The following is a 16,545-nucleotide window of genomic DNA, read 5'->3' as shown; positions in this document are numbered from 1 at the left end:
CTCTCCCCTGAATGCCCGTGCTTACTGCGGCTTGTCTTCGCGGTAGCTGCACGCCTGGTTCGCGCAGACGAAGGTGTAAGTGTCCTGCGCGCCGTAATCATTGATATTGGTCAGTTTCAGGCTGGCCGGCAGCGACTTCAGCGCATACGAGGCCTCGCCTTGCGGCGGCACCATCAGGCCATCCAGGTCTCGTGGCGTCTTCTCGCCCGGCAAGCTCATGCCGATCAAGGTGATGTGATAAGGACTCGGATTCTTGAACACCAGCTTGCCGTCGGCATGACTCAGTTGCAGTTTGTTGGCAGGGTTGTCGCCACGCGGCAGCTGCGCCGCCTTGGGACGGTAGAAAACCTTGATCCGCGACTTGATCGCCAGCTGCAACACATTGTCCTTGTCGCTCTTGGGCGGAATTTCCTGCACATTCAGATAGAACAGCGACTCACGATCGGCCGGCAGGCTGTTGTCGGGAATCCGGCTCAAGCGGATCACGCCCTTCTCGCCCGCTTCGATGCGCTGCAAGGGCGGCAGCACCAGGAAGGGCGAACCCAGCTTCTTGCCGGCGCCATCGCTGAGCCAGGACTGCACCAGATAGGGCTGGTCCGGGTTCTTGTTGGTCAGCACCATGCTGACGTTCTTGTCCTGTTCCAGGTAGATCACCCGGGTGCGGTCCAGCAGGATATTGGCCTGGGCCGCCAGCGGCAGCGCCAGGGCGGCGAGCAGGCCCAGGCCGCGTTGCAATGCGTTCATATTGGATTCCTTGTTTATTTCGCCAGCGGCGCGCACAGCGCATCGCGTCCGCCCTGGCTCAAGTCGTAGTCGGCCGGCAGCGCTTCCAGGCGGCAGCTTTGCTGCCCCCAGCTGATTTCCAGCTGCGCGGAGGCGCTCAGACCGGTGACATAGGTCAGGCCGCTGTCGCCCACCATGCCGACATCGTGCTTGGTCGCGAGGTCGGTCACCGCCGCGCCAAGAGGCGGCATTTTGCCATCCGGCAGCCTTACCGTCAGCAACGCCTTGCGGCCAACCTTGACCGGGAACTCGGCCTTGCCCACCGCGCCCTCGGTCAGCACCACGCGACGCACCACCGCGCTGGCCTCCACCGAGTCCGGCATATTGTCGGCGTCCAGGCGCACATCCTGGCTCAGATACGGCCCCATGCCGGAGAGCATGGTGTAGCCGTTGCGATCAGTCAGCGCGCCGCTGCCGTACACCGGCACTTGGGCGACGCCGTCGGCGTTCACCAGCAGGCGGGTTTCGCCGGAAGAGGCGTTGCCCATGGTCAGGCCGCCGGCGTGCAATACCAGCGAGCTGCCCATGCCCGCCGACAGGCTGCTGTAACCACCTTGCTGCTTGCTGGCGGACGCGTCCGCCTGCAGCACGCCGCCGGTGTAATGATAGTCGCCGGCCAGCGTCGGTTTGCCGGTCTGGCTGTCGGTGCTGACCGACATGCTGTAATTGTGGTTGGGCCGGCTGCTGTCGGAGAAGCCGACGCGATGGCTGGTGCTGCCGGCGCTCTGTTGCAGGTCGTAATTGATGCGGCGGTTGTTTTCCAGCGGCATGCTCAGACTCAGGTACACCCGCGAGCTATTGCCGCTCTGGTCCCGCACCGACTGCAGCGACAGGTTGACGCTGACATTGCGCAGCGGGCCGATGTCCAGGTCGCGGTTCAGCGACATATCCACGCGCTGGCTGGCCGCGGCGTTCCAGTAAGTGGACTTTTCCGCCGACAGATACAGCGTGGTGCGACCAAAGGACTTGCTGGCGGTCAGGCCTACGCGCTGCTTGTCGTTGTAATCGGTCAAACCGTCCAGATTGTTCAGATATTGGCCGAGCGAGCGGAAGTTGCGGTCGGAAAAGCGATAGCCGAACAAGCGCACGTCCGCGTCCAGGCGTTCCAGTTTTTTCGCGTAGTTGAAGCGGTAAGAGCGGCCGGAGGTGTCTTGCCCGTTGCGCAGATGCGCATTGGCCTGAGTCACGTCCGCCGATAACGCGCCCCAGCTGCCGACATCCTTGGCGAAACCGAAAGCCAGCGAGCGGTAATCCGCCGAAGCGATGAAACCGCTGTACACCGACAAGGTGTCGGTCAAGCCGTAGGAGATTTCGCCGGTGCCGATATTGGGCTTGGCCGAACTACGACTCTGATCCGCCTGCCCCAGGCCCGCCTTGTAACGCAACATGCCCTTGCGGGTCAGGAAGGGCACCGACGTGGTGTTGACCGAGAACACCTGCTTGCTGCCATCGGCCTCCTCCACCGTCACTTCCAACTGACCCTGGGTGGTGCTGTTCAGATCGCGGATCACGAACGGCCCCGGCGGCACATTGGTGGTGTACAACACGCGGCCCTGGTTGCGGATGGTCACCTTGGCATTGGTCTTGGCCACGCCGTTGACCTGCGGCGCATAGCCGCGCAGGCTCTGCGGGATCATCCGCTCATCGCTGGACAGCGTGACGCCGCGCATGGAGAAGGCGTCGAAAATATCCGAAGTCTTGAAGACTTCGCCAAAGGCGAGCCGCGCCTGCAGGCTGCGCAGATCGCGGTACACCTGGGTGTAGTTCCACTTCAGCTTGCTGCCATTGGAAATACTATTGTCGAACTGGTAATTGGAACGCAGGCGCCACGGGCCGGCATTCGCGCCGGCCACGCCGTAGCTGGTGACCTTGCTGCTGCTCGTGCCCAGACCGTTATCGGTGCGCTGGTAGAACAGGCGGTAATCGAGCATGGCCGCCGGCACGCCGTCGCTCCAGGTCTCAGGCGGCGCGTAATCGTCGTCGCGGTAGGCCAGTTCCGCCTGCGGAACCGATATATCCAGGCGACCGCTGCTCTTGGAATAACGCACCTTGGCCGCGCTGATCGCCGGCAAGTCCACGCACTCGGCCTCTTGCGGCCAGACAATGCCCGGACGCAGGCCCAGCAATCGGATCAGTTCCGGCGGCAAACAGGGGCGCACATCCCCTTCCTGGCCTTCCGCCCGGAAATTGAGCTCAAGCTGCTGCAGAAAACGCTGATTCAGGTAGATATCGACGATGTAGCGGCCGGGAACGATGTAACCGGCTTTCTCGAACTGCTCGAGATTGACGCTGCTATTGGGCTCCAGCTGCAAGAAGGCGTCGTTGAACTCCACCGCATACGCGAAGCAAGGCGTCAACGCCAGTGCGACTGCCACGATGTGAGTGCGAAGCTTGTTCATGCCTGCCAGTTATCCCTTGGATCTTAAGAAAAAGATGAAGCTCGGAAACGGCGCGCACGCCGCGATGGCAAAGGTCCTGCGCCACACGCGCTTTCGCCCATGCAGAGAAATGACCGCCATTGGAGATACGAGGTATCAGCCTCATGCCCTGGTTTGCAGACTACTCATTGCTGACAGCGGACAAACCAGGCCGGGAATCGCTTATGGATTCAGACCGTCAGGGCACAAGGAAACAAAGACCGGAACATAGCGATGCTCCGTAATGGAACGCCTGCGGCTTACTTGTATTGCAGGTCGAATTCGGCATGACCATTCGCAGTACCCGCGCTAACGGTGGCGTCGCCGGCAGCGGAGCCGTCAGCTTCGTAAGCGGCGGTGAAACGCAGAGTGTTGGTGCCGTCAACCAGGTTGATCGGGCTGCCGTACTCGCCCAGTTTCAGCAGCGCGCCGGTGGAGTTCTGCAGACGCACGCCCACGCCTTTGGCGGTGCCGGTGGTGGCCATCAGTTCTTTGTTGCCAGCGGAGGCGCCAGCGAAGCGGACGGCAACGGTCTTCAGGGTGCCCAGTTCGCAATCGGTCAGCTTCATTTCGAAGTTTTGCGGAGCGGAACGGTCGCCCACTTTCTTGAACACGTGCACCGGCACTTTGCCCAGGTCAACCACCAGCTTGGAGCTTTGCGGATCCAGACCGCAAGCGGAAGTTACGATTTCGCCGTTAACGTCGAGAGTGCCAGCGGCAGCGAAAATAGAGGAAGCAGCAACAGCCATCAGGGAACCGGCAAAAACAAACTTTTTCATGACTTTTATAGACTCCAAACAAAGGTAATCATTCTCAAAACCGCATAGCAGCTTCGCATGCCGCGCAGCGGGCTATCCGCCAGTGCTGACGCGCAGAACTGGAACACGGACGCATAGTATCAAGCCACCGCATTGCGTAGATTTTTTTGTTTCATATTAAATTTTTACTTACAAATATGTACAAAAAGATACACATGGACTTTAAACAACTTGATAAATCAATAATGAATAATTGTTTTACTTCAGGGAGTTGTTAAGACTTAAGCGATATTTGCAAGAAAACAACACTTTGAATGGGAAAAACCCACACGGCCAATGCCATGTGGGTTTTCAGGTATTGTTTGAGCTAGCTCAGCACCGATGCCGGCGCGACTTTGATCAGAAGTAGTTGACCAGCAGCTTGACCGCGCCCGCGTGGGCGGTGGCGCCGCGCAACAACTCGCGGCTGCTGAACTGGTTTTCGCCTTTGCGCACGTTCAAGCTGGCGATCTGGGCTTGCTGCGCGCCGGCTTCGCTATCCAGCGTCAGCTTGGCCGGGCTGGCGCACTCTTTGAGTTCAAGCGCAGGCTTGGTCCGGGCCGCGTCGGCACTGGCCAGTTCGTGGGTTTGAGCACTGCAGCCGCCTTCAACGATGGCGCCGTAGAAGTACACCTCGCCGCCTTGCGCGAATGCTGCGGAAGAAAAAGCCGAAACCAAGGCAGCCAGTCCAAGTGCGTGCAGACGTTTCATGTTCGACCTTCCTTTCCAATCCCACTATTTTAAACAAATCACTAGTTAATTAAGGCTTGTTTAGTAACACCAATCACCTTAATTGCATTCTAGTACATACAGCATTTAAATTGGAAGCACTATTTGATAGTTTTTATTACAAATTAATTGGATTCAGAAGTAACAAATGCTTATTAATAAGAGCAAGTTTTAGAATAGACAATTGATAATATGGGGAAATCAGCTTCCAACTCTCAACACGGGATCAAGGACAGGCCTGATTTTGTTATGGCACAAACAAAACTAAAGCACAGGGAAAGCGAGGAAGAGGAGGAAGGCAAACCGAGCACTCAGTCAACGGCGGCCCGCGGCCTCGCTGTAAATGCCAGTCCGCCCGAGACATGGCGGGTCTGTAGTAGAGATAGCCGCCGCGGTTTCAGGCGGCCCGGCCGAAAGCCCGTGATTCGAACACCGACTTGGCTCAGTTCAAAGCCTCGCGAGCAAGCGCGAGGCAAAGCGACCAGACTTACTCGCCATATCGCGTCTCACGACGCGCGGCAGGCTTTGAACAGGTTTTTAGGGCGTCAACGGCCAGCTGTCACTGCCCTTGCCGTTGTCTTTCCCCGGTGTCGCGGCTGGCTGCTGTCCACGCGCCCGCCCCGGCCGCGCCCGCTTGAAATACTTCTCCAGCAAGGCGTCCAGGATTGCCGAGGTCTCCGTATCCGGCACGCCGTCATAGCGCGCAGGCCGGAAATGCATCTGGAAGGCCGCCACCACATCCTGGCTTTCTTTATCCAGTACCCCGGTTTGCGGCGCCTCATAACCATAGTCCAGCAAACGCTTTTGCAAATCGCGCACATCGCCGCGGTAGGGTGCCAGACGCCGGTAGTACTCAACCGCCTCGCGCTCCGGCCATGCGCCGATGTGATGGTCGCGATACAAGCGCTCCCATGGAAACAACGGCCCCGGATCCACCTTGCGGCCCGGCGACACGTCGGAATGGCCCACCACCTTGTGCGGCAGAATCTGATGCCGCGCGATGATGTCCGCCGCCAGTTGCGCCACCACGGCGATCTGCGCGGGCTCGAAGTCGAACCAGCGCCGCTGCATCAGGGGGAGATCATCTTGCTCCGGCGATGGATAACCCTGATTCACAATCTCGATGCCGATGGAGCTGGAGTTGATCAACCGGTCGCCTTGCCAATAGCTACGTCCGGCATGCCAGGCGCGCCGCTCCTCCGGCACCAGCTGGTACACCGTGCCAGCCTCCAGCAATCCGCCATCCGGCACCAAGTAGTGCGCACTGGCGCCATGCTCGCCATTGGTCAGCTGTTCCAACGATGCGCCAGTCGGCAGCGCCGTATAGTGAAGCACCAGATTGCGCACTCGGGAATCCTGGCTCTCCGAACGCAGGCTGGCATCAATCCGATATTTCTTCACCACCGCGCCAGCGCTGGCGCAGCCGGTGCTCAAGGCGCCGACAGCCAAAGGCGCCAGCAGCGGCAAAACTCCGGTCCAAACCAAAACTTGTCTTCTACTGCTCATTTATATTGACCTCATCAAGACCTGGTCCGGCGCAAGCCAATCAAGCCGCCGGCACCGCGGGTAGAGCTTTTAACCCAATAAAGAGTTCCAATTACATAGAATGCATGATTGATGTCATATAATTAACATCAAATCCAAAAACATCCGCCGCAACGGCTACGCAAGGCTTGCCAGGCCACTTGTCCTGCTTTAGATTGCGCTGCGATCCATGAGAAACGTCCAGTTGCGATATTCGACACTCAGCCCCGGCGCCTGTCTGGCCTTGCTGCTGCTACTGATCTGGCAGGCTCTGCCGCTGGGCGCAGCCACGGCCTATGTAGACGGCGCGCCGCGCCGCGCGCCCGCCGTCTACGCCTTCAGCCAGACGCCAACGCTGGCGGCGCACTCCGGCCATGCCCATTGCGCGGGAGAATCGTATGGCTGCGTCGAATGCCAGCCGCTGCCCAGCCGCGCCCCCGCGCTGCCCAGCGCGGCGGCTCGGTCCGGCTGGCCCGCCTTTACCCCGTCGCAACCGCCCAAGATCGCATACCGTCCTCCACACCGGCCCCCTCGCGCCTGAACGCCGTCATACCGCATAACGGCCCGCCGTGTCGCACGCTCGGGCCAACGCATACGGTCTTTCAAGACCGGCCTGACCCTGCTTTAGAGGCTGCTCAAGGTCTGCTGCGCTTCGTTGAGATGTGGCACGGAGAGTACCGGCATTCAGAATGTCCATGTACCACTTGTACATGCCGCTTCTTCAGCTGTTTTCGCCTTGTCTCGCTCTTGCTCGCGAGACTTTGAATAGGCACTTAGGAACCCTTATGAATGTAATCATTGGCTATGTCGTGGTGATCGGCATGATCTTCGGCGCTTTTATGATTCACGGCGGCGCCATCGGCGCCATTCTCTCCGCGATGCCCACCGAGATGATGGCCATTCTGGGCGGCGCGCTCGGCGCCTTCATCGTCGCCAACCAGACCAAGACCTTGAAAGCGGTGGCGCGCGCGCTGCCCGCTGTGTTCAAGGGCTCGCGCCACAGCAAGGCGCGCGCGCTGGATTTGCTCAGCTTGCTGTATGAACTGCAGGTCAAGGCGCGCAAGGAGGGCATGATGGCGCTGGAGGCCGATGTCGACGCGCCGCAGCAAAGCCCTATCTTCAGCAAGTATCCAGCCATCGCCGACGACCACCACGCCCTGGCCTTCATCCGCGATTACCTGCGCATCATGGTCAGCGGCAATCTGAACGCCTTTGAAATCGAGAACCTGATGGATGTGGAACTGGACACTCATCATCAGGAGGGCATGGCGCCCATCGCCGCCATCCAGCGCCTGGGCGACGCGCTGCCGGCCTTCGGCATCGTCGCGGCGGTGCTGGGCGTGGTCAACACCATGGCTTCGGTCGGCGCGCCGCCGGCGGTGCTGGGTGGCATGATAGGATCGGCCCTGGTCGGCACCTTCCTCGGCATCTTACTGTCCTACGGCATGGTGTCGCCGCTGGGCGCCCTACTGGAGCAGAAACTGGACGAGGACAGCAAGGAGCTGCAATGCATCAAGACCGTGCTCCTGGCCGGCATGCAGGGCTATCCGCCGCCCAGCGCCATCGAGTTCGGCCGCAAAGTGCTGTACTCGACCGAGCGCCCGGAATTCGACGAGTTGGAACAGCGCATCAAGAGCCTGCGCTAGACTCCGCCGGCAGGGGAATCAGCGCCGCGGCGTCCACGCCCAGGCCGAAACGGCCACCAACGCGCAGCTCCGCGCCCAGCGCCGCCGCCTCGCGCGCGGACAACACCAGGCTGAGCACGCCGGCCTGGGCCCGCGCCCGCAATTCAACGCCATCGGCCAACTGCGTCAGCGCCTCTATCCGCGCCGGCGCTTGTTCCGGGCCCAACAGCAGCGCGTGGCCCGGCACCACCGCGCGCTCCAGCACGTTCTGGTAGCCGATGAAGCGCGCCAGCCAAGCGCTGGCCGGCCGCGCCAGCAGCTGCGCCGGCGGCGCGCATTGTTCCACCCGCCCTTCGCGCAGCACCGCTACCCGCTGCGCCATCGCGAACGCCTCGTCCCGGTCATGGGTGACCAAGATGGCGGGCATGCCGGAATCAGCCAGCAATTGCGCGAATTCTTGCCGCAACTGAGCGCGCAAATGCGCGTCCAGGCTGGAAAACGGTTCGTCCAGCAGCAGCAGCCGCGGCTGGGTGACCAAGGCGCGCGCCAAGGCCACCCGCTGCTGCTCGCCGCCGGACAGCGTCCATACCTTGCGGCGCTGATAGCCGGTCAGACCCAGGCGCTCCAGCATGGCCGTGGCGGCATCCGCCGCCTTCCGCCGCGGCACGCCACGCTCGATCAGGCCGAACATCACATTGTTCAGCACATCCAAATGCGGAAACAGCGCGAAATCCTGAAACATCAGCGCAAAGCCGCGCCGCTCCGGCGGCTGGCCGGTAATATCCTCGCCGTCGAAGCGGACGCTGCCGCCATCCAGCGGCAACAGGCCGGCGATGATTTTAAGCAGGGTGCTCTTGCCGCAGCCGGACGGCCCCAGCAAGGCCAGCGTCTCGCCGGCGGCCACTTCCAAAGACAGCTGATCCGCCGCCACCCGCGCGCCGAAACGCTTGTCTATCTGTCTGAGCTCAAGCACGCTCGTCTCCTTTCGCCAACGCTTCCGGCCGCTTCGCTCCGCTTTCGATCACGATGAAGGCCAGTGTCGCCAGCAGCATCAACAGGCCGGACAGCAGCATCGCCGCGTCGGCATTGGCCTGACCCGGCCGTCCCAGCCTCTGGTAAATCAAGGTGGTCAGCGTCAGCCATTCCGGCCGCGACAAGAACAGCGTCACCGCGAACTCGCCCACCGCGGTGGCTGCGGCGAAAGCCAGGCCACGCCGCAACGCGGGTTGCAACAAGGGCCAGGTCACTCGCCTGAACGCGCGCCAGGGACTGGCGCCCAGCGAACGCGCCGCCTGCGCCAGCTGCGCCGGCATCGCGTCCAGCGCGGTTCCGGCCGCCTTGGCGACAAAGGGATAGGCCAGCAGCACATAGGCGGCCAACAAGATCAGCAATTGCCCGCTCCATTGCGGATACAGCAGCAACAGGCCGAAAGCCACGCATACCGGCGACACCACGAAGGGCAGAAAGGCCATTACCCGCAGCCATAGCCAACGCCCGGCGGCCAGCGCGTGGCACAGGCCCAGCGCGCCGGACAGCAACACGGTCAGCGCAGTGAAGCGCGCCGAGTTGAACAAGGCCAGCCGCAGTTCCTCATCCCATAGATCGGCCAGGCCATCCAGCGCGGACAGCGCCTTCCACAACACCGCCAGCAGCGGCAGGCCGGCAAAAAGCAGCAGGATGGCCAGCGCCGCAGCCACCCAGGCGCGCTCGCTCCAAGCCCGTGCCGGCGCCGAAGGCAGCGGCTCGCTGCGCGCCGGCACGCCCAGACGCGCTTCCAGCCAGGCGTAGACGGCGGCGATGCCGCCGGCCACCAGCAGGCTCAGCAAGGCCAGCGCGCCGGCGTCCGCCAGGTTCAGTTCATTCGCCACCAGCGTATAGATCTCGACTTCCACCGTGGCATAGCGCTGGCCGCCCAACAACAGGGCCAGGCCAAAGCCGGAGAAGCAATACAGGAAAATCAGGCATAAATTGGGCAACAGCCAGGGCAGCGCCGCCGGCCACTCCACGCGCCAGAACGCGCGCCAGCGGCTGGCGCCCAGGCTGCGCGCCGCCGCCAGCCGGCTGGCCGGCACCTGGGAGAAACCGTCCACCGCCGCGCGCACCACCAGCGGCAGGTTGAAGAACAGATTGCCGTACAACAACAACCACGGTGTATCCTGCAGATTCAGTCCGCTCAGGCCCTGCGGACCGAACAGCGCCAGCACGCCGACGCCGGCGACCAGGGTGGGCATCACGAAGGGCAGCATCAGCAGGCGCAGCGCCAGGCTGCGCCCGATGAAGTGAAAGCGCGCCAGCGCCCAGGCGGCCGGCACGCCGAACAACAGCGCCAGCAGGCAGGTGGCGGCGCCCTGCAAGATCGACCAAAGCATCCGCCATTGCAAATACGGGTCCAGCAGCAGCCCTGGCGACCACTGGCCGCCCTCCTGCAACAAGCGCGCCAGCGGCGCCAGTGAGAGCAAAAGCAAGAATAGCAAGGGGGGCGCCGCCAGCAGCAGGCGGCTCCGACGACTCAAGATCAAGACCGCGCGTCCTTCAATGGCCAGCAGGCGCTCAGAATGTCCTCGACTCCCTCGTCGTCCGCGCTCTGCCCCACCTTGGCGAAGCCCAGGCCAGCCGCCAGCGCCTGCGACGGCAGATTGTCCGGCGCGATCGACAGCACCAGCCGCGTCGCGCCGGCTTGCGCCGCCCAGCCGCCCAACGCCAGCACCGCCTCGCGCGCATAGCCCTGGCGCCGGAAATCCGGGTAAATCGTATAACCGAGCTCGACATCGCCATAAGCGCCCAGATAGGGATGACCGGGCAGCGAGTGGAAATTGGCATGCCCCACCATCACCCTGTCCTCGCGTCGCAACAAGGCCCGCACCGACCAAGGCGCATACGCCGGGTCCTGGGTGATATCGTCCAGCCGCAGCGCCATCAGCGCTTGTTCGTCCAACCATGCCGCCGCCGGCGGCGTGCCCAACAACTCGGCCGCCGCCGTCAGATCACCGGCCAGGCAATAACGCAATACTCGTGGATCCAGATGCCGCAGCAGCAAGCGCGGCGATTCAATATCGGCAATCATCAAGCGCCTTTCAACACAACTCGGGTCCAGCGCGCCACCCACTGGCGCGAACGTTCGGCAATCACCTTGCTGTCCGGCGTATCGTGCGCGGCAGGCTGCTCCGCGAAACGGTAGACCGGGTCCAAACTGACCTTGTCCATCACCGGATACATCCACATGGTGGTGGTCACATCCTTCTGCACCGCCTCGGAGCGCAGGAAGGCGATGAACTTCTCGCCCAACGCCGCTTCCTTGCCGCCCTTGACCAGGGCCGCGCCCTCCACCTGGCGGAACACCCCGCCCTTCAGCGGCAGATTGCCGGTGGGCGCGTCGTTCAGCTTCTGCTTGCTGTAGAACACTTCGGCGGCCGGGCTGGTGGCATAGCTGACCACCAGCGGCCGACTGCCGCCGTTTTTGGAAAAGTCGGTGTAATAGGACTCGCTCCAGCCCTTGCTGACCTTGAGCCCGTTATCGCGCAAGCGGCCCCAGAAGGCGAAGGCCTTGTCCTCGCCCATGGCGGCGATGGTGGACAGCAGGAAGGCTAGACCAGGGCTGGACGTGGCCGGATTCTGCACCACCAGCAGGTTCTTGTAGGCCGGCTTGGTCAAATCCTCCAGCGTCTTGGGCAACGCCAGCTGGCGCTGGGCGAACCAGGCCTTGTCGTAATTGAGGGTGACATAGCCGTAGTCTATGCTCACCGCGCCGGGCAAGGCGGCCTTGCCGCCCTGGGCCAGCGCCGCCGGCACCGGCGCCAACACGCCAGCCTGCTGCGCCTTGCCGATCAGGCTGTTGTCGATGCCGAACACCACGTCGGCGATGGGATTGGCCTTGGTCAGAATCAGCTTGTTCAGCATCTCGCCGGCATCGCCGGCCTTGATGATGGACACCTTGGCGCCGTTCTGCTTCTCGAACTCGGCCAGCAAGGGCTTGGACACGGTGAAAGAACTGTGCGACAGCACGCGCAGCTCGGCCGCCGACGCGGCCAGGCTGGATGCCGCCAGCGCGACGGCTATCAAAGAGGAAAAGCGCTTCATGGACATCTCCGTACACGATGGGCCGGAGCAAGCGGAATGCGGGCCCAGACCCGCGCATCACGCTCCCTCCGCTGGCATGACCCAGATCAGGTTGCAGGGTATTTTCTCAGCCCGCGCCGCGGGCACCCCTGGTGACAGCGCGCCAGTATACCGCAGCGGCCGCCCGCTGACAGCCAACAATCCTTAACAGAGTGGCTCCGAGCCTTAACACGCCGATGACATGCGCGTTCTAAGCTGAAGTCATCATTTTCGCCAATACTTGACCGCGGCGGGGAGAACAGGCGTGAAATTCATGTTGACGATGGACCGGCGGCGACGCACCGCCGCAGACTTCGGCGCAGCACACAAAGCCGGCCGCCGCGCCGTGGCCGCCGGATGGCTGTTGGCGGCGCTGATCCTGCCTGCGCTGGCCCAGGCCGGCATTGGCGAAGCCGGCGCGCGCCACTTGCTGTCCCGCACCGGCTTCGGCGCCAACCCGGCGCAGATCGCCGTCTACGCGCCGCTGGACCGCGAGGCGGCGGTGGACCGCTTGCTGGCGGGCAGCCGCGCCGTCGCCGCCACGCCGCCGCCGAGCTGGGCCGGTGAGCCTTTCGAGCGCCCCGGCCAAGCCAATCTCAGCGAGGACGAGAAGAAAGCGTTGCAGAAACTGCGCGCCGAACACGCGGTGGAGCTACGCGGCTGGTGGTTGAACGAAATGCGCTACACCCCATCTCCGCTCAGCGAAAAAATGACCTTGTTCTGGCACAACCATTTCGTGTCCGCGCTGGACAAGGTGCGCTCGCCGCAAATGATGTATCAGCAGAACCTGTTGCTGCGCCGCTATGCGCTGGGCAATTTCGGCGAAATGCTGCACGCCGTCGCCCGCGACCCGGCGATGATGCGTTACCTGGACACCGCCAATAACCGCAAGGGCCAGCCCAATGAGAACTTCGCGCGCGAGGTGATGGAACTGTTCACCCTGGGCGAAGGCCATTACAGCGAGCAGGACATCCGCGAAGCCGCGCGCGCCTTCACCGGCTGGGGCCTGGACCGCGACGACCATTTCGTCAATCGCCCCAAGCAGCACGACGACGGCGACAAGCTGATCTTCGGCCAGCGCGGCAACTTCGACGGCGACGCCGTGCTCGATCTGCTGCTGCAGCAACCGGCCACCGCCGAGTTCATCTCCGCCAAGCTGTGGAAGGCCTTTGTCTCGCCCAAGCCCGACCCGGCCGCCGTCAAACGGCTGGCCAGGAATTTCCGCAACAGCCGCTACGAGATCAAGCCCTTGCTGCGCGCCTTGCTGCTGAGCCCACAGTTCTGGAGCAGCCAGGGCCAATTGGTGAAATCGCCGCTGGAGCTGACCATAGGCACCCTGGTCACCTTCGACCTCAGCCCGCCGGACTGGCACGCGCTGGCCGGCCTCAACCGCCAACTGGGCCAGGATGTGTTCGCGCCGCCCAACGTCAAGGGCTGGCCCGGCGGCGAGGCCTGGATCAATAGCGCCACCTTGCTGAGCCGCAAGCAGTTCCTTGACCGCATCGCCCACGACGCCGCGCCGGCGCGCAACGCTTTTGCATTGCCGGACGGCGGCATGGATGAAATGAAGGGCCGCGAGGCGCGCATCAACCGGCTGGTGGCCGCCGGCCTGCGCTCGCTCAAGCTGCAGCCGGACGAATGGAGCGCCATCTACCAGGTGCGCAGCGCCCAGGACTCCGCCAAGCTGCTGCTGGCGCTGCCGCCGGCCAACCCTTTGCCCGAGTCGCTCAGCGGCGCGCAAGCGATCGCTCCGCTGCTGCTGGACCCGGTTTACCAAGTCCATTGAGAGCTCCCGCCATGTTCCAACGACGCCAATTCCTCAAAGCCATGGCCGGCGGCCTGATGGTCTCGGTACTGCCCAATCTGAGCTGGGCGCTGGCGCCCGCCGGCTACCGCCGCCTGCTGGTGCTGATCGAGCTCAAGGGCGGCAACGACGGCCTCAACACCGTGGTACCCTACGCCAGCGCCGATTATTACCGGCTGCGCCCCGGCATCGCCATTCCCCGCGAACAGGTGATCCCGCTGAGCGAGCAAGTGGGCTTGCACCCGGCCATGACTAGCCTGCGTCCGCTGTGGCAGCAACAGGAACTGGCGGTGCTGCAGGGCGTCGGCTATCCCGACCCCAATCTATCCCATTTCCGTTCCATCGAAATCTGGGAAACCGCATCCAGTAGCCAGCAATACCTGAGCGAGGGCTGGCTGACCCGGCTGTTCCGTGAGCAGCCGACGCCTCACGACTTCGCCGCCGACGGCGTGGTGCTGTCCAGCCAGGTGCTGGGGCCGCTGGACGGCGGCGCGCGCGCAGTGGTGCTGACCAGCCCGCAGGACTTCGCGCGCCAGGCCAAGCTGGCGGCGGATCAGGGGCACGCCGGCACTGGCGGCGCGCTGGGCCACATTCTCAAGGTGGAGGGCGATATCCGTCAGGCCGCCGCCGAGCTGGGCCAGCCGGCCAAGCCGATAGCCGCGGCGGATTCGCCGATGGCGGCGCCCCGGCCGGCCGGCGCCTTCGCCCAAGCGGTGTCCACCCTGGCCGACACCCTGTCGCGCGGGGTGTCCATCGCCGTGGCCCGCATCACCCTGACCGGCTTCGACACCCACGGCAACCAGCCGCCCACCCAGGCGCGTCTGCTTGCCGAGCTGGCCGATGGCATCGCCTTATTGCGCACGCAATTGCAGCAACAGGGACGCTGGGACGACACCCTGGTGCTCAGCTACGCCGAGTTCGGCCGCCGCCCGCGCGAGAACGGCAACCGCGGCACCGACCACGGCACCGCCAACGTCCATTTCGCCAGCGGCGGGCGCGTGCGTGGCGGCCTGTACGGACAGAGTCCGCAACTGGCCGGCGTCAGCGACGGCAACCTGCCCTACGCGATAGACTTCCGCCAGGTCTACGCCACCGCCATTCAGAGCTGGTGGGGCAAGGACGCCCACAATGCGCTGGGCGGCCGCTTCACTCCCCTGCCCATTCTGAGGACATGAAAAAAGCCGGCCCCCAGGGGCCGGCCGTCTACTGCGCTCAACTCAGCGATTTACTTCCAGCTGGACGCCAACACTGGCTGCAAAGCCGCCTGGTAGTTGTCCGGCAGGTTGATCTGGCCCGCTGTCGGCGGATTGAACGCCGCCATTGCGTTGACCAACGCCTGCACCTGGCTGGCCGCCAGCGCCTTGCCGTCGCCGGACTGGAGGGTCTCGATCTGGTTCGCCGCATTGCCGAACCAGTTGTTAATCGACACCTTGTCCTCAGTGCCGATCACGCTGACCTCCAGGCTGGCGCCCTGGCGCTTGAACCACAGCTGGTCGGCATTGACGCCTTGGCCGAACTTCAACACATCCTGGCCGCCAGCGTCGGTAATGCCGTCCTGGCCATCGCCGCGCTCGAACAGATAGGTGTCGTCACCGACGCCACCATCGAGCACGTCATTGCCGAGACCGCCACGCAAAGTGTCGTTGCCCGCTTCTCCGTACAGCCCATCGTCGCCCGCCCCGCCTTCCAGCAGGTCGTTGCCGTTGCCGCCATACAGCGAGTCGTTGCCGCCGTTGCCCTGGATCCAGTCATTGACGTTGCCGCCGCGCAGCGTGTCGCCCAGTTCGGAACCCACCAAAGGCACGCCCTGCTGCATCAACTGATCCGCCGTCCACTTCACGCCGCTAGCGAAGGTGATCTGCTCGATCCAATACACTCGATCGGCGAACCAGTCCTTCACCGTCACGCTGTCCTGGCCATTGACGTGGCGGAACACCATGTCGTTGCCGCTGCGCAGCACCTGGATATCGCTTTCCTTGATGTCGGCGCCAAAGCGCAGTTCATCGCGGTACTCCTCACGCGCAATATCCGCATCCGCCTTGTCGATGATGACATCCTGACCATCGCCCAGATTGAACAGATAGGTGTCACGCGCATAGCTGCCGGTCAGCGTGTCGTTGCCGCTGCCGCCTTCGAACACGTTGTCGTACCCTCTCCATCCGGCAAACAGCTGGTCGTTGCCAGCACCACCACGCAAGGTATCACCCTCAACGCGCCAGTTACCGCCATCGCTACCGCCGTAGATCACGTCGTCGCCGTCACCGCCTTCCAGCAGATCCGCGCCGTTGCCGCCATACAGCGTGTCCTTGCCTGCGCCACCCCGCAGGGTATCGTTGCCTTCTTCGCCATACAGCCCGTCGTCGCCCGCCCCGCCTTCCAGCAGGTCGTTGCCGTTGCCGCCATACAGCGAATCGTTGCCGCCGTTGCCCTGGATCCAGTCATTGACGTTGCCGCCGCGCAGCGTGTCGCCCAGTTCGGAACCCACCAGAGGCACGCCCTGCTGCATCAACTGATCCGCCGTCCACTTCACGCCGCTAGCGAAGGTGATCTGCTCGATCCAATACACTCGATCGGCGAACCAATCCTTCACCGTCACGCTGTCCTGGCCATTGACGTGGCGGAACACCATGTCGTTGCCGCTGCGCAGCACCTGGATATCGCTTTCCTTGATGTCGGCGCCAAAGCGCAGTTCATCGCGGTACTCCTCACGCGCAATATCCGCATCCGCCTTGTCGATGATGACATCCTGACCATCGCCCAGATTGAACAGA

The 16,545-nt window shown here is 63.3% G+C and carries 14 protein-coding genes and 1 riboswitch; of the genes, 4 read left to right on the top strand and 10 right to left on the bottom strand.

The genetic code is table 11. From position 1 onward, the window contains the following. Window positions 1–21 precede the first annotated feature (21 nt). From VI26_RS13105 to VI26_RS13085, 5 genes are all read right to left on the bottom strand, one after another. Complete coding sequence (locus tag VI26_RS13105) at window positions 22–744, bottom strand: molecular chaperone (protein ID WP_048410199.1); 723 nt, start codon at window positions 742–744, stop codon at window positions 22–24. A 14-nt stretch (window positions 745–758) separates the two neighbouring features. Beyond that, on the bottom strand, window positions 759–3,182 hold the full coding sequence (locus VI26_RS13100; RefSeq protein ID WP_048410198.1) for a fimbria/pilus outer membrane usher protein: 2,424 nt from the start codon (window positions 3,180–3,182) through the stop codon (window positions 759–761). Between the two features lie 278 nt (window positions 3,183–3,460). Beyond that, the gene (locus VI26_RS13095) at window positions 3,461–3,979 is read right to left on the bottom strand and encodes a fimbrial protein (protein ID WP_048410197.1); all 519 of its coding nucleotides are present in this window, start codon (window positions 3,977–3,979) and stop codon (window positions 3,461–3,463) included. A gap of 378 nt (window positions 3,980–4,357) precedes the next feature. After that, window positions 4,358–4,708 carry a type 1 fimbrial protein gene (locus VI26_RS13090; protein WP_156183871.1) on the bottom strand — a complete coding sequence of 117 codons (351 nt, stop codon included), beginning with the start codon at window positions 4,706–4,708 and terminating at the stop codon, window positions 4,358–4,360. A 555-nt stretch (window positions 4,709–5,263) separates the two neighbouring features. Beyond that, entirely contained in the window at window positions 5,264–6,211 is a 948-nt protein-coding gene (locus VI26_RS13085) for an N-acetylmuramoyl-L-alanine amidase (protein ID WP_231581017.1), read from the bottom strand. Between the two features lie 244 nt (window positions 6,212–6,455). On the opposite strand from VI26_RS13085, the gene VI26_RS13080 reads away from it, so the two are divergent. Next, complete coding sequence (locus VI26_RS13080) at window positions 6,456–6,791, top strand: hypothetical protein (RefSeq protein WP_156183870.1); 336 nt, start codon at window positions 6,456–6,458, stop codon at window positions 6,789–6,791. Between the two features lie 244 nt (window positions 6,792–7,035). Further along, window positions 7,036–7,896, top strand: a complete 861-nt coding sequence (motA, locus tag VI26_RS13075) for a flagellar motor stator protein MotA (protein WP_048410194.1) — start codon at window positions 7,036–7,038, stop codon at window positions 7,894–7,896. Here motA and VI26_RS13070 read toward each other — a convergent pair. The 4 genes from VI26_RS13070 to VI26_RS13055 are packed head-to-tail and all read right to left on the bottom strand — an operon-like array spanning window position 7,880 to window position 11,952. Further along, window positions 7,880–8,848, bottom strand: coding sequence for an ABC transporter ATP-binding protein (locus VI26_RS13070; protein WP_048410193.1), 969 nt, complete (start codon window positions 8,846–8,848; stop codon window positions 7,880–7,882). The genes motA and VI26_RS13070 overlap by 17 nt on opposite strands. Then, complete coding sequence (locus VI26_RS13065) at window positions 8,841–10,394, bottom strand: iron ABC transporter permease (RefSeq protein ID WP_231581016.1); 1,554 nt, start codon at window positions 10,392–10,394, stop codon at window positions 8,841–8,843. The genes VI26_RS13070 and VI26_RS13065 overlap by 8 nt, the downstream gene beginning before the upstream one ends. After that, window positions 10,391–10,939, bottom strand: coding sequence for a GNAT family N-acetyltransferase (locus tag VI26_RS24565; RefSeq protein ID WP_053074406.1), 549 nt, complete (start codon window positions 10,937–10,939; stop codon window positions 10,391–10,393). Before VI26_RS24565 ends, VI26_RS13065 begins: the two co-directional genes overlap by 4 nt. Beyond that, complete coding sequence (locus VI26_RS13055; RefSeq protein ID WP_048410192.1) at window positions 10,939–11,952, bottom strand: thiamine ABC transporter substrate binding subunit; 1,014 nt, start codon at window positions 11,950–11,952, stop codon at window positions 10,939–10,941. Before VI26_RS13055 ends, VI26_RS24565 begins: the two co-directional genes overlap by 1 nt. Window positions 11,953–11,997: 45 nt before the next feature. After that, window positions 11,998–12,092: riboswitch (TPP riboswitch) on the bottom strand. Between the two features lie 152 nt (window positions 12,093–12,244). Between VI26_RS13055 and VI26_RS13050 the strand changes: the two genes are divergently transcribed. Then, complete coding sequence (locus VI26_RS13050; protein ID WP_082151050.1) at window positions 12,245–13,756, top strand: DUF1800 family protein; 1,512 nt, start codon at window positions 12,245–12,247, stop codon at window positions 13,754–13,756. A gap of 11 nt (window positions 13,757–13,767) precedes the next feature. Continuing rightward, window positions 13,768–14,949, top strand: coding sequence for a DUF1501 domain-containing protein (locus VI26_RS13045; RefSeq protein ID WP_048410191.1), 1,182 nt, complete (start codon window positions 13,768–13,770; stop codon window positions 14,947–14,949). Between the two features lie 50 nt (window positions 14,950–14,999). On the opposite strand, the gene VI26_RS13040 is transcribed toward VI26_RS13045, so the two are convergent. After that, the coding region (locus VI26_RS13040; RefSeq protein ID WP_048410190.1) for a calcium-binding protein at window positions 15,000–16,545 on the bottom strand (1,546 nt) is incomplete at its 5' end.

Origin of the sequence: Chromobacterium sp. LK1, from assembly GCF_001043555.1 — a bacterium.
Lineage (GTDB): Bacteria > Pseudomonadota > Gammaproteobacteria > Burkholderiales > Chromobacteriaceae > Chromobacterium > Chromobacterium aquaticum.
The sequence above is the reverse complement of the archived record's forward strand: the minus strand, read 5'-3'. Positions and strand labels throughout refer to the sequence as shown.

What these genes read in the sequence shown, in the direction of transcription:
- VI26_RS13105 (WP_048410199.1), bottom strand. Translation starts at nt 744, where the DNA reads ATGAACGCATTGCAACGCGGCCTGGGCCTGCTCGCCGCCCTGGCGCTG.
- VI26_RS13100 (WP_048410198.1), bottom strand. Translation starts at nt 3,182, where the DNA reads ATGAACAAGCTTCGCACTCACATCGTGGCAGTCGCACTGGCGTTGACG.
- VI26_RS13095 (WP_048410197.1), bottom strand. Translation starts at nt 3,979, where the DNA reads ATGAAAAAGTTTGTTTTTGCCGGTTCCCTGATGGCTGTTGCTGCTTCC.
- VI26_RS13090 (WP_156183871.1), bottom strand. Translation starts at nt 4,708, where the DNA reads ATGAAACGTCTGCACGCACTTGGACTGGCTGCCTTGGTTTCGGCTTTT.
- motA (WP_048410194.1), top strand. Translation starts at nt 7,036, where the DNA reads ATGAATGTAATCATTGGCTATGTCGTGGTGATCGGCATGATCTTCGGC.
- VI26_RS24565 (WP_053074406.1), bottom strand. Translation starts at nt 10,939, where the DNA reads ATGATTGCCGATATTGAATCGCCGCGCTTGCTGCTGCGGCATCTGGAT.
- VI26_RS13055 (WP_048410192.1), bottom strand. Translation starts at nt 11,952, where the DNA reads ATGAAGCGCTTTTCCTCTTTGATAGCCGTCGCGCTGGCGGCATCCAGC.
- VI26_RS13050 (WP_082151050.1), top strand. Translation starts at nt 12,245, where the DNA reads ATGTTGACGATGGACCGGCGGCGACGCACCGCCGCAGACTTCGGCGCA.
- VI26_RS13045 (WP_048410191.1), top strand. Translation starts at nt 13,768, where the DNA reads ATGTTCCAACGACGCCAATTCCTCAAAGCCATGGCCGGCGGCCTGATG.